Below are 11729 nucleotides of genomic sequence, written 5' to 3'. Positions count from 1 at the left end.
ACCTCATAACGAGACAAAGCCTCCTCAACCGGCTGCAAATTCCGGGCTTCCTCTGTGATCCGTATCACGCTTCCTTGCCCGGGAGAAGCCTCACCGAACCAGAAATCCGACCAACCGGGCTCGACCGCCAAGGCGGTCCCCCCGCGAGGCGACGCCGAGCTCGCAGAGTCCTGGGGCCGGCCAGCGCGGCGAAGTGATCTGCCGGCCCGGTGCCGCACCGATGACCTCGGCTCAGGGCGGGCACCGCCCCGGCCAGCCGCGGCGAACCCTCATAGATACAAGTTGTATCTATGACTGCTACGCTCCTGGCATGGCCGATTCCGCGAAGCGCCCGTCCGCCGCCCACACCGCGTACGCCGTGACCAAGGAGCTGATCCTCACCGGCGAGCTGCCGGGAGGCAGCCTCATCAGCGAGGGGGAGATCGCCGAACGGGTACGCGTGAGCAGGACGCCGGTCCGGGAGGCGTTCCTGCGGCTGGAGTCGGAGGACCTGCTGGCGCTCCACCCCAAGCGGGGTGCGGTGGTGGTGCCGGTGCCGCCGGGAGAGGCAGCCGACGTCCTGGAGCTGCGGCTGGCCCTCGAGCGGGCCGCGGCGGAGCGCATCGAGCGAACCGGCCTGCCCGGCGAACACCACGAGAAGATGCGGGAACTGCTGCGGCGCCAGCGGACCCTCGCCGAGGCCGCGGACGTCGGCCGGTTCGCCGAGGTTGACGAGGCGTTTCACCGGTGCATCGTCGAAGCGTCGGGAAACCGGCTGGCCGGCCGGTTCTACGCCACACTCGGCGACCGGCAGCGGCGGATGAGCATCTCCGCGCTGCGCCTGCGGCCGGAGCGGCTGTCGCTGCTGGCCGACGAGCACGAGGCCCTCCTCGGCCACCTCCTCACCGGCGACAGCGCGGCCTTCGCCGCGGCCCTGCTCGGTCATCTCACCGCGACGCACGGCTCGCCGCACGCAGCGGGCCGCGACGACCGCTGACCCGCGTCCTCCTCACGCACACTCCTCGCGAAGGTCCGACTCACCCATGCCAGAAACCGAGCGGATGCCGGAACCCCGGCAGGCCGCCCCCTCGCCTGCCACCGCACCCGCCCTCGCCTCGAGGCCGGGCTCCTGGCGGATCGTCGCCGGGGCGATGTTCGCCTGTGGCTGGGGCGGCAACCAGTTCACCCCGTTGCTACTGATGTATCGCCGGCTGGGCGGCTACTCCACGCTCAGCGTCGACGCCTTCCTCGGCGCGTACGTCGTCGGGCTCGTGCCGGGGCTCCTGCTCGCCGGGCCCGTCTCCGACCGGCGCGGGCGACGTCCCGTGCTGGTGGCCGGCACCGTCGCCTCGGCCGCCGCGAGCCTGGTGCTCTGCTTCGGCGGGCAGAGCGCCTGGCCCGTCTACGCGGGGCGGCTGATCACCGGCTTCGCCGTCGGCATCGCCATGGCGGTGGGCAGCAGCTGGGTGAAGGAGCTGTCGAGCGGCGCGGACGGCGGGCTCGCCGCACGCCGCGCCGCACTGTGCCAGACGGCGGGATTCGGCCTCGGCGCCGGTGTCGCGGGCGTGCTGGCCCAGTGGGGGCCGTGGCCCATGGTGACCCCCTACGCCGTCCACCTCCTCCTCACCGTGGCGATACCCGTGCTGCTCCTGCGGGTGCCGGAGACACGGCCGCCGCTCGCGCACGCGACAGGGTCGGTCCGGCAGCTCCTCACGGCACTGGTGGACGACCTGCGTGTCCCCGCGCCGGCGCGCAGGCGGTTCCGGCTCGTGGTCCTGCCGATGGCGCCGTGGGTGTTCGGCGCGGCCGGACTGGCGTACGCGGTCATGCCCCAGCTGGTCGGCTTCCGCGTCGGGGACTGGGGTCTGGCGTACGCGACCGGCCTGACCGTGCTGACCCTGGGCACGGGCGCGGCCGTGCAGCCCGTGGCCAGGTGGCTGCACGGTGACGTGGGAAATGGTGAACCGGGAAACGGCGAGGCGGGAACCCGAACGGGACGGGCCCCGGTGGCGGCGATGGCGGTGATGCTCCTCGGCGCGACGCTGTGCGCGGCGAACGCGGTGCTGCTGTCGCCGTGGCTCGCGGCCGTCACCGCGGCCGCCCTGGGCGCCGGTTACGGCATCGCGGTGGTCTCCGGACTGCTGGAGATCCAGCGCATGGCCGGCCCTGACGACCTGGCCGGCCTGACCGGCGTCTACTACACGCTCGCCTACGCGGGCTTCCTGCTCCCCACCGTGCTGGCCGGCTTGTCGTCGTGGCTCTCCTACCCCGTCATGCTGGCGGCGGTGGCGACCGCGGCCCTGGTCTGCCTGGGCCTCATCGTGACCGGCGCCCGTGTCACGGAGCCGGCATCGGCCCGATGATGACGACCTGCGGCGGGCGCTGAAGCTTTCAGGCGCCGAAGCCTTCAGCGGTGCGTGACGGCATCGGGCGGCGCGGCGTTCGCCGAGATGAGAGCGGGTGATCTCCCCCGGCGCGGGCGCGCCACGGCGGGCGGTGCGGCCGAGCCCTGTACGCGCCCGCCCGGCCGGTGAATCGTGCGTGGTGTCGAAGATCTCACGCGGCGAGGAGGCACGGCGTGGCGGTGCGGCGAGGAGCGCGTCTCATGGCGGCGGTCGCGGCGATGATCCTCCTGCCGGTCACGGCGCTCCTCACGAGCGCCCCGGCCGCCGCGGACACCCGCGTCGACAACCCCTACGTGGCCGCCGGGCGCTACGTCGATCCCTGGTGGTCCGCGTCGGCCGCGGCCGAGCCCGGCGGTGCGGCGGTGGCCGGCCAGCCGACCGGCGTCTGGCTCGACCGCGTCTCCCGCATCGCGGGGACCGCCTCCTCCCCCGGGCTGCGCGCCCATCTGAACGAGGCCGTCCTGCAGGACTCCTTCGACCCGGCCCCGCTCACGATCCAGATCGTGCTGGACGACCTGCCCGACCGCAACTGCACCCATCCGATCTCCAACGGGGACTTCAGCGTGACGTCCGACGGCCTGAACCGCTACCGGACCGAGTACGTCGATCCGATCGCCGAGATCCTCGCCGACCCGGCCTACCAGCGGTTGCGCATCGTGGCGGTCGTCGAACCCGACTTCCTGCCCGGGCTGCTCCTGCCCGCCGCCACCTCCCGCTGCGCCGCCGTGCAGGCGAGCGGCGCCTACCCGGCGGCGGTGCGATACGCGGTGACCCGGCTGCACGCCATCCCCAACGTGTACGTCTACCTCGACGCCTCCCATCACGGCGTCGTCGGCCATCCGGACAACTTCGGCCGGGCCGCCGACCTGCTCGCGAGCATCGCGGGCGCGAGCGGAGGAGGACCGTCGCCCGTGCACGGCTTCACGGTGAACGTCGCGGGCTACGGCGCCCTGGTCGAGCCGTACTACAACACCCAGATGGGCCTGCCGATCAAGAACTCGCGGTGGGTGGCCGGAAACGACTACGTGGACGAGCTGTCCTTCGCCCAGGCGTTCCGGCAGCGGCTCATCGCGGCCGGCTTCGGGTCCGGCATCGGCATGGTGATCGACACCTCGCGCAGCGGCTGGGGCGGCCCGTATCGCCCGGCCCGCAAGAGCACGTCAGGCGACGTCAACCGATTCGTCGACGAGTCCCGGACGGACCGCCGCTACGACGTCGGCAACTGGTGCAACCAGTCCGGCGCCGGGCTCGGCGCGCGGCCCACGGCCATCCCCGCCGCCGGCATCGACGCGTACGCGTGGATCATGCCGCCGGGCGTCTCCGACGGCTCGAGCGTGAACGTCACGAGTCCCGACGGCATCCGGCCCGACCCGATGTGCGATCCCACGTACTCCCGGGTGACCAACGGTTACGTGCCCAGCGGGGCGCTGCCGTACGCCCCGCCGGCCGGGCAGTGGTTCGGGGCGCAGTTCCAGCAGCTCCTCGCCAACGCCTACCCGCCGCTGTGAGACAGCGGCTAAGCGGTCGGCCGGTCGTCGAGGAGCCGGACCAGTCGTCTCGGCGCGATCAGCCGGTAGCTGTCCTCGACCAGCCCGGCGATCTCGTCCCAGTCCTGATCGGCGTCCAGGCGAGCCCCCACCCAGCCGTTGCGGCCGACGTACGGCGGGACGAAGAAGCGCTCCGGATCCGAGGTCACGAGGGCGTCCTGCACCCCGGGCCCGGCCTTGAACGTCAGCGACCGCCCGTCCTCACTGGTCATCGCGAACAACCTGTCGCCGACCCGGTAGGACGGCGCGGTGTGGCCCCCGAACGGCTTCTCCACGGCCTCCGGCAGGTTCAGGCAGATCTCCCGGAGCCGGGCCGCCGCATCCTCATGGCTCACGCGGCTCGCCCCTTCGCACGGTCGTCATGAACGACCAGGGTAGGGGCCTGCCTCCGGCCGCACCACCCGGCGCACCACCCGGCCCGAAGCGGTGAGGGCGGTCAGCAGTGCCACGGCCGCCAGGACGAGCGGCGCGGCGCGGGCACCCGTCTCGTGGGCTCCCGCGAGGTGCAGGGCCAAGGTCACCGCGGCGATGCCGAGCGCGGTGCCGATGCCGCGTGCCATGTTCACCATGCCGCCGGCCGTGGCGGCCACCCGTTCGGGGACGGCGGCCATGACGACGGTGTTGTTGGCGGACACGAACAGGCCGAGACCTGCGCCCGTCAGCGCCAGGCAGGCTCCGGCCCAGCCCTCGGCGACGGGATCCGCGGCCAGCAGCGCGCAGCCCGCGGCCGCCGCCACGGCGCCGACGACGCACCTGCGCCGGTCGCCCCAGATGCGGGGCAGCAGGTGGTCGCCCATGAGGGCGCTCGCCGCGAAGCCCCCGGGCAGCGCCGTCAGGACCAGGCCGGCGACCAGTTCTCCGGTCCCGCCGGCCACGAGAACCTGCGGGATCAAAACCAGGGGTCCGAACAGCACCAGGTAGCCGCCCAGCGCTCCGCCGAGCCCCGCCGTGACGACGCGGCTGCGGAGCAGGGCGGTGTCGATGAGTGCTGACGGCACCCGCGCCTCCCGTCGCCAGAAGCCGATGGCGGCCCCGGCGGCGACGGCGAGCAGGACCGGGACCGACCAGGACGGCAGTCCCAGGCCCGAGACCACGGAGGCGGCGAGCAGCAGGGCGCTGGTGGACGCTCCGAGCAGGACCAGTCCCGGCCAGTCGAAGCGGCCGCCCCTCCCCCGATGCCGCGTGCGCGGCAGCAGGTAACGCCCGGCGATCACGGCCGCGCAGCCGACCGGCACGTTGATCCAGAACACCCACCGCCATCCCGCCGTGGCGACCAGCACGCCGCCGAGGGCCGGTCCGAGGGCCAGGCCGAGCGCCTGGGCCGCCGCCTGCACACCGAGACCGGTCCGCATCCGCGCCCGGGGGACGCTCGACACGACCAGCGCCACGCTGTTGGCCTGGAGCATCGCGGCGCCCGCCGCCTGCACCAGCCGGCAGGCCACCAGCACCGCCAGGGACGGCGCCAGCCCGCAGGCGGCCGAGGCCAGGGTGAACACGACGAAGCCGTAGAGGTAGACCAGCTTGCGGCCCGCCACGTCGGCGAGCCTTCCTGCCCCGGCCAGCAACGCGACCAGCACCAGCAGGTAGCCCAGGGACACCCATTGCACCGCCGCCAGCGAGGCGCCGAACTCCCGTTCCAGCGCCGGGAAGGCCAGGGTGACGATGCTCGCGTCGAGCTGTCCCATGAACGCGCCGATGCAGACCGCGCCCACGGCGAACCAGGGGGCGTACGGGTGCTCGCGCACGCGGTGGGGGCGGCGCGACTCCTTCAGCAGATCACGCATCCTCCGCCCCCTGAATCAAGCCTATCCCCGCAGGTGGGAACGCCCCCGGGGGCCGGCGCCGCTCAGCCGGGGCTGCCCCGCTCGAACGGAAGGCGGTGCTGGACGGCGAGCAGCCACGCGATCGACGGCAGCACCAGCACCGCGCCCGCCCCGGTGACGGCGAGCACCGCCGTGATCACCGCCGGTTCCGCGGCCGCCTGCCGGAAGGACACGGCCGGCGGCAGCATGAGCGGATACTGCGCCACCGGCCACCCGCCCATCACGGCGGTCACGGCCAGGGCCGCGGTGCCGCGTACGAGCAGGTAGCGCCGCAGCCACAGCAGCGCGATGGAGGCGACGCCGAGCACGGCGCTCGCCAGGACGAGCGGCAGCGCGCGGTGGGTGAGGCCGGTGAAGAGCCGGGGGGCGTCGGCGTGCAGCACTCCGATGCCGCCGAGGGCGACCACGCCGGTGACGGCGGCCGCGGCCAGCGCCCTGCGCCGGAAGACCTCGGCCATCCCGGGCAGGCGGGACCGCACGGCGTCGTCGCACAGGTAGACCGCGGCCAGGTAGGCGCAGACGGCCACCGCGAGGACGCCGCCCAGCGTCGAGGTCGGGTTGACCCACGCCCCCACCAGGTTTCCCCTGGCCAGGCCGGGCGGCACCCGGCCGGACGCGACGGCTCCGGCCACCGTGCCGAGGAAGAACGGCGTGAGCACCGACGACAGCGCGAAGGCCCCGCCGAACAGGCGCTGCTGCCACAGCTCGGTGCTGCTCTTGCGGAACGCGAACGCGGCCCCTCTGCCGATGATCCCGAACGCGGCCAGCGTGAGCGGGATGTAGAGCGTGGACATCACCGCCGCGAAAACCGGCGGGAAACCGGTCCACAGCACGACGAGCACGAAGATCAGCCAGACGTGGTTGGCCTCCCAGACGGGGCCGAGCGAGTGCTCGATGAGCCGCCGCTGGGGCATGCCCGTCCGGCTGCCCCCGGCCAGCAGGTCCCAAAGGCCGCCGCCGAAGTCGGCGCCGCCGAGCAGCGCGTACAGGGTCAGGCCGAGCCACATGACCCCGAGCAGGACCTGCGCCGCCTCCATCAGGTCGTCTCCCGCTCCTGCGGCGCGGCCACCGGCCGGGCGCGGACCATGAGCCGCAGCACGTATACCGTCGACACCGTGAGGACCGTGTAGACGGCGACCAGCAGCAGCAATCCCGCCCACAGATTGGGCGCGGGGTTGACCGCGTCGGCGGTGCGCAGTTTGCCGTACACGACCCACGGCTGACGGCCGAGCTCGGTCACCACCCAGCCCGCCTCGACGGCGACGACCGCGAGCACGCCGGAGGCGGCCGCCGGCCACAGGAACAGGCGGGAGCGCGGGATCTCGCGCCGCCGCCACCAGCTGAAGGCGAGCCAGGCCGCCAGCAGCAGGAGCAGGACGCCGATGCCGACCATCGCGTCGAAGCACAGGTGGACCGGCGTGACGGGCGGCCGGTTGGCGGGCGCCGTGCGGTCCAGCCCCTGCACGACGGTGTCCGGGCTGTAGCCGACGAGCAGCGACAGCCCGTCGGGGATCTCCAGCGCGTAGCGCAGACGGTCGCCCACGAAGATGCCGCCGACGCTCAACGGCGCGTCCGGCCCGGTCCTGGGCAGTCCTTCCATGGCGGCGAGCTTGGTGGGCTGGTAGTCGGCGAGGAAACGCGCGGCGTAGTCGCCCACCAGGATCTGGACGGGCGCCAGCGCCCCCGCGACGGTGAAGGGCACGAGGAAACCGAGGCGGTGGTAGCGGTCCCGCCGTCCGCGCAGCAGCGCCACGGCGTAGACGGACGCGGTGGCGAAGCCCGACACCATGAACGCCGCGACGATCATGTGGATGGTCTGCGGCGGAGTGGCGGGGTTGAACATGGCCGCCCAAGGGGACACGTGCGTGACGCGGCCGCCTTGGAGGAGGAAGCCGCGCGGCTGGTTCATCCACGCGTTGGCCGAGACGACGAAGAACGCCGAGGCCACACCGGCGATCATCACCGGCACCCCGGTCAGCAGGTGGGCTCTGGGCGAGAGCCGGTCCCACGCGTAGAGGTAGATCCCGATGAAGATCGCCTCAAGGAAGAACGCGATGCCCTCAAGCGCGAACGGAAGCCCGATCACCTGGCCGTACATCCCCATGAGGCCCGGCCACAGCAGGCCCATCTCGAAGCTGAGGATCGTGCCCGACACGGCCCCGACGGCGAACAGCACGGCCACCGCCTTCGCCCAGCGCCGGGCGAGGCGCAGGTAGTCGTCGTCGCCCCCGCGCAGCCCCCGCCACTCGGTGAACAGCAGCAGGGCGGGCATGCCCACCCCCAGGCACGCGACGATGATGTGCCACCCGAGGGACAGGGCCATCTGGGTCCGGGCCGCGGCCAGGTCGGCCCCGCCCGCCGGGCCGGCCGCGGCGATCAGCGGCGCCGCGAACGCCGGTCGCATCGCCGGCTCCCTGACGGGGAGCCCCGGCCGGGGAGTGTCCTAGTGGTCATCCCAGTGACCGTCGTGGCGCATGTGGTGGTGCCCGTCGTGGATGTAGTCGACGTGGTCGCCGTGTGGCACGGCCACGTGCCCGCACTCCGGCCCGTGCTCGTGGTCGTGCGCGTCGTGGACGACGTGCCCGCTCGCCTCGCACTCGTCGACATGGTTCTCGTGAACCCGGTGCAGGTGGCCGTCGTGGACGTAGTCCACGTGGTCGCCGTGCGGCACCGCGACATGGCCGCATTCGGCGCCATGATGGTGATCGTGTCCCGTGTGCGGGTGGTGCTTGGACATTGTGGTCATGGGGGGATTCCCCTCTCGCGAGAACCGCGGACTGGTGCGTAGGTACCCCGGCGTGTAGGCCGGAGGCAGCATCCGCCCGGCTTTTGCGCAAGCCGATGAGAGGTTCTACCGGCGTTTGAGGCACGGCGCCGTTCCCGGCTGCCGCGTGCCGGGCCTCCATGGGTACGCCGCGATCGGATGGCACCGATTCACGTGCCGCCGGCAGCCCGCAGCAGCGTGCCGGCCCGGGATCGGACCTTGGACCTCTCCGTACGGGCCCCGGGTCACCCGTTCCGCCGGCGTTTCTCAGCGAGTGGCCGATCGGGCCGAAGGTCCCGCCTCCCGGTGCCCGTCCCCGATGTCCCGGGAGCGGGCACCGGCATGTCCGCGACGCCTCCGGCGCCGCTCGCAAGGTGCGCATCGCGCAGCGAGACGGGCATTACCTGAGAGACCAAGACATTTGGGTTATTCGCTCTCTTGAACTCTTCCTGTTTACGCGATAGATTTGGCGCCATGATCGCGCCCAGGACTCCGACCACCGCCGAGGAACTGCGGGGGGTCGGCCTGCGGGTGACGGCCGCCCGTGTCGCACTGCTCGAGACCGTCCGCAGTGGCGACCACCTCGACGTCGAGGCGATCGCCTCCGGGGTGCGCGATCGCGTGGGCCACGTCTCCCTGCAGGCCGTGTACGAGGCTCTCCACGCGCTCACCGCGGCGGGACTCGTGCGCCGCATCGAACCGGCCGGCAGCCCGGCCCGGTTCGAGGGTCGCGTCGGCGACAACCACCACCACGTCGTGTGCCGGTCGTGTGGTGTCGTCGCCGACGTCGACTGCGCGGTCGGCGAGACGCCGTGTCTGACCGCGTCCGACACGCACGGCTTCACGATCGACGAGGCCGACGTCATCTACTGGGGCCTGTGCCCCGACTGTTCCACCGCCCGCGCTTCCTGAGCCCCATGGTCCAGCTAGTTCAGAAGGATTCCCTTGACTGAGAACCACGACGCAATCGTTGTCGACCCGAAGACGGAGGGTGAGGGCGGCTGCCCGGTCGCGCACACGCGCGCCCCGCATCCGACCCAGGGCAGCGCCAACCACCAGTGGTGGCCGGAGCGCCTCAACCTGAAGATCCTCGCCAAGAACCCCGCCGTGGCCAACCCCCTTGGTGAGGACTTCGACTACGCCGAGGCGTTCAAGTCCCTCGATCTCGCCGAGGTCAAGCGGGACATCGCGGAGGTGCTGACGACCTCGCAGGACTGGTGGCCGGCCGACTTCGGCCACTACGGCCCGCTCATGATCCGGATGGCGTGGCACAGCGCGGGCACCTACCGCATCAGCGACGGCCGCGGCGGCGCCGGCTCGGGCCAGCAGCGCTTCGCCCCGCTGAACAGCTGGCCGGACAACGGGAACCTCGACAAGGCCCGCCGGCTGCTGTGGCCGGTCAAGAAGAAGTACGGCAAGAAGATCTCCTGGGCCGACCTCCTGATCCTCGCCGGCAACGTCGCCCTCGAGTCGATGGGCTTCAAGACCTTCGGCTACGCCGGCGGCCGGGTGGACGCCTGGGAGCCCGACGACGACGTCTACTGGGGTCCCGAGACCACCTGGCTCGGCGACGAGCGCTACAGCGGCGACCGTGAGCTGGAGAACCCGCTCGCCGCGGTCCAGATGGGTCTCATCTACGTCAACCCGGAGGGCCCGAACGGCAACCCGGACCCGATCGCCGCGGCCCGCGACATCCGTGAGACGTTCCGCCGGATGGCGATGAACGACGAGGAGACGGTCGCCCTCATCGCCGGTGGTCACACCTTCGGCAAGACCCACGGCGCGGGCCCGGCCGACAACGTCGGCCCCGACCCCGAGGCCGCCCCGATCGAGCAGCAGGGCCTGGGCTGGAAGAACAGCTACGGCACCGGCAAGGGCGGCGACACGATCACCAGCGGTCTCGAGGTCACCTGGACCTCGACGCCGACGAAGTGGTCCACCAACTTCTTCTGGAACCTGTTCGGCTACGAGTGGGAGCTGACCAAGAGCCCGGCCGGCGCGCACCAGTGGAAGCCGAAGCACGGCGCCGGTGAGGGTTCCGTGCCGGACGCCCACGACCCGTCGAAGCGTCATGCGCCGGGCATGCTGACGACCGACCTCGCGCTCCGGTTCGACCCGATCTACGAGCAGATCTCGCGGCGCTTCTACGAGAACCCCGACGAGTTCGCGGACGCCTTCGCCCGGGCGTGGTTCAAGCTGACCCACCGCGACATGGGCCCGGTCGCCCGCTACCTCGGCCCGGAGGTCCCGAGCGAGGTGCTGCTGTGGCAGGACCCGCTGCCGGAGCGGACGTACGAGCTCGTCGACGCCGGGGACATCGCCGCCCTCAAGGAGCGGATCCTCGCCTCGGGCCTGTCGGTCTCCCAGCTCGTGTCCACCGCGTGGGCCTCGGCCGCCTCCTTCCGCGGCAGCGACAAGCGCGGCGGCGCCAACGGCGCCCGCGTCCGCCTGCAGCCGCAGATCGGCTGGGAGGTCAACGACCCCGACCAGCTGGCGACCGTGCTGCGCACCCTGGAGGACGTCCAGCAGTCGTTCAACGCCGCGCAGACCGGCGGCAAGCAGGTCTCCCTCGCCGACGTGATCGTGCTCGCCGGGTGCGCCGCCGTCGAGAAGGCCGCCAAGGACGCCGGTTTCGACGTCGAGGTCCCCTTCACGCCGGGGCGCGTGGACGCGTCGCAGGAGCAGACGGACGTCGAGTCGTTCGCCGCGCTCGAGCCGACCGCCGACGGGTTCCGCAACTACTACGGGAAGGGCAACCGGCTGCCGGCCGAGTATCTGCTGGTCGACCGGGCGAACCTGCTGAACCTCAGCGCCCCGGAGATGACCGTCCTCATCGGCGGCCTGCGCGTCCTCGGCGCCAACTACCAGCAGTCGAAGCTCGGCGTCTTCACCGAGACCCCCGGGGTCCTGACCAACGACTTCTTCGTCAACCTGCTCGACCTGGGCACGGAGTGGAAGTCGACGTCGGAGGACCAGACCACGTTCGAGGGTCGCGACGCCGCCACGGGCGAGGTCAAGTGGACCGGCACCCGGGCCGACCTCGTCTTCGGGGCGAACTCCGAGCTGCGCGCGGTCGCGGAGGTCTACGCGAGCGACGACGCCAAGGACAAGTTCGTGACGGACTTCGTCCGGGCGTGGGACAAGGTCATGAACCTCGACCGGTTCGACCTGGTCTGAGCGTGACATGACGTCAGGGCCGGCCCGCAAGGGC

Annotated in this window: 10 protein-coding genes; 5 read left to right on the top strand and 5 right to left on the bottom strand. The window is 72.4% G+C overall.

Features of this window, described 5'->3' with window-relative positions; genetic code table 11:
- Nucleotides 1-310 precede the first annotated feature (310 nt).
- The 3 genes from ABZ860_RS36985 to ABZ860_RS36975 all read left to right on the top strand — a co-directional run bounded on the left by ABZ860_RS36985 (nucleotide 311) and on the right by ABZ860_RS36975 (nucleotide 3892).
- Nucleotides 311-976: a GntR family transcriptional regulator gene (locus tag ABZ860_RS36985; RefSeq protein ID WP_357229680.1), complete on the top strand. Its 666-nt coding sequence runs from the start codon at nucleotides 311-313 to the stop codon at nucleotides 974-976.
- A 46-nt stretch (nucleotides 977-1022) separates the two neighbouring features.
- Entirely contained in the window at nucleotides 1023-2342 is a 1320-nt protein-coding gene (locus tag ABZ860_RS36980; protein ID WP_357229678.1) for an MFS transporter, read from the top strand.
- Between the two features lie 242 nt (nucleotides 2343-2584).
- Nucleotides 2585-3892 (top strand): glycoside hydrolase family 6 protein, encoded by a 1308-nt coding sequence (locus ABZ860_RS36975; RefSeq protein WP_357229676.1) that lies wholly within the window; start codon nucleotides 2585-2587, stop codon nucleotides 3890-3892.
- An 8-nt stretch (nucleotides 3893-3900) separates the two neighbouring features.
- Here ABZ860_RS36975 and ABZ860_RS36970 read toward each other — a convergent pair whose 3' ends face one another.
- From ABZ860_RS36970 to ABZ860_RS36950, 5 genes are all read right to left on the bottom strand, one after another.
- Complete coding sequence (locus tag ABZ860_RS36970; RefSeq protein ID WP_357229674.1) at nucleotides 3901-4266, bottom strand: MmcQ/YjbR family DNA-binding protein; 366 nt, start codon at nucleotides 4264-4266, stop codon at nucleotides 3901-3903.
- A gap of 24 nt (nucleotides 4267-4290) precedes the next feature.
- Nucleotides 4291-5715 (bottom strand): MFS transporter, encoded by a 1425-nt coding sequence (locus tag ABZ860_RS36965; protein WP_357229672.1) that lies wholly within the window; start codon nucleotides 5713-5715, stop codon nucleotides 4291-4293.
- A 62-nt stretch (nucleotides 5716-5777) separates the two neighbouring features.
- Nucleotides 5778-6791, bottom strand: a complete 1014-nt coding sequence (locus tag ABZ860_RS36960; protein ID WP_357229670.1) for a cytochrome d ubiquinol oxidase subunit II — start codon at nucleotides 6789-6791, stop codon at nucleotides 5778-5780.
- On the bottom strand, nucleotides 6791-8158 hold the full coding sequence (locus tag ABZ860_RS36955) for a cytochrome ubiquinol oxidase subunit I (RefSeq protein WP_357229668.1): 1368 nt from the start codon (nucleotides 8156-8158) through the stop codon (nucleotides 6791-6793). The genes ABZ860_RS36960 and ABZ860_RS36955 overlap by 1 nt, the downstream gene beginning before the upstream one ends.
- A 39-nt stretch (nucleotides 8159-8197) precedes the next feature.
- On the bottom strand, nucleotides 8198-8500 hold the full coding sequence (locus tag ABZ860_RS36950; RefSeq protein WP_357229666.1) for a hypothetical protein: 303 nt from the start codon (nucleotides 8498-8500) through the stop codon (nucleotides 8198-8200).
- 492 nt (nucleotides 8501-8992) lie between these two features.
- On the opposite strand from ABZ860_RS36950, the gene ABZ860_RS36945 reads away from it, so the two are divergent.
- Together ABZ860_RS36945 and katG are read left to right on the top strand one after the other, a co-directional pair.
- The gene (locus ABZ860_RS36945; RefSeq protein WP_357229664.1) at nucleotides 8993-9430 is read left to right on the top strand and encodes a Fur family transcriptional regulator; all 438 of its coding nucleotides are present in this window, start codon (nucleotides 8993-8995) and stop codon (nucleotides 9428-9430) included.
- A gap of 33 nt (nucleotides 9431-9463) precedes the next feature.
- Nucleotides 9464-11695: a catalase/peroxidase HPI gene (gene katG, locus ABZ860_RS36940; protein ID WP_357229662.1), complete on the top strand. Its 2232-nt coding sequence runs from the start codon at nucleotides 9464-9466 to the stop codon at nucleotides 11693-11695.
- Nucleotides 11696-11729 lie beyond the last annotated feature (34 nt).

The sequence above is a fragment of the Microbispora sp. NPDC046973 genome (assembly GCF_040644495.1).
Lineage (GTDB): Bacteria > Actinomycetota > Actinomycetes > Streptosporangiales > Streptosporangiaceae > Microbispora.
Note: the sequence above shows the minus strand (reverse complement) of the source record. Positions and strands in the feature narration are given on the sequence as shown.

Excerpts from the sequence above, each read along its gene's own strand:
- ABZ860_RS36985 (WP_357229680.1), top strand. The coding sequence starts at position 311 with ATGGCCGATTCCGCGAAGCGCCCGTCCGCCGCCCACACCGCGTACGCC.
- ABZ860_RS36980 (WP_357229678.1), top strand. The coding sequence starts at position 1,023 with ATGCCAGAAACCGAGCGGATGCCGGAACCCCGGCAGGCCGCCCCCTCG.
- ABZ860_RS36975 (WP_357229676.1), top strand. The coding sequence starts at position 2,585 with ATGGCGGCGGTCGCGGCGATGATCCTCCTGCCGGTCACGGCGCTCCTC.
- ABZ860_RS36965 (WP_357229672.1), bottom strand. The coding sequence starts at position 5,715 with ATGCGTGATCTGCTGAAGGAGTCGCGCCGCCCCCACCGCGTGCGCGAG.
- ABZ860_RS36960 (WP_357229670.1), bottom strand. The coding sequence starts at position 6,791 with ATGGAGGCGGCGCAGGTCCTGCTCGGGGTCATGTGGCTCGGCCTGACC.
- ABZ860_RS36955 (WP_357229668.1), bottom strand. The coding sequence starts at position 8,158 with ATGCGACCGGCGTTCGCGGCGCCGCTGATCGCCGCGGCCGGCCCGGCG.
- ABZ860_RS36950 (WP_357229666.1), bottom strand. The coding sequence starts at position 8,500 with ATGACCACAATGTCCAAGCACCACCCGCACACGGGACACGATCACCAT.
- ABZ860_RS36945 (WP_357229664.1), top strand. The coding sequence starts at position 8,993 with ATGATCGCGCCCAGGACTCCGACCACCGCCGAGGAACTGCGGGGGGTC.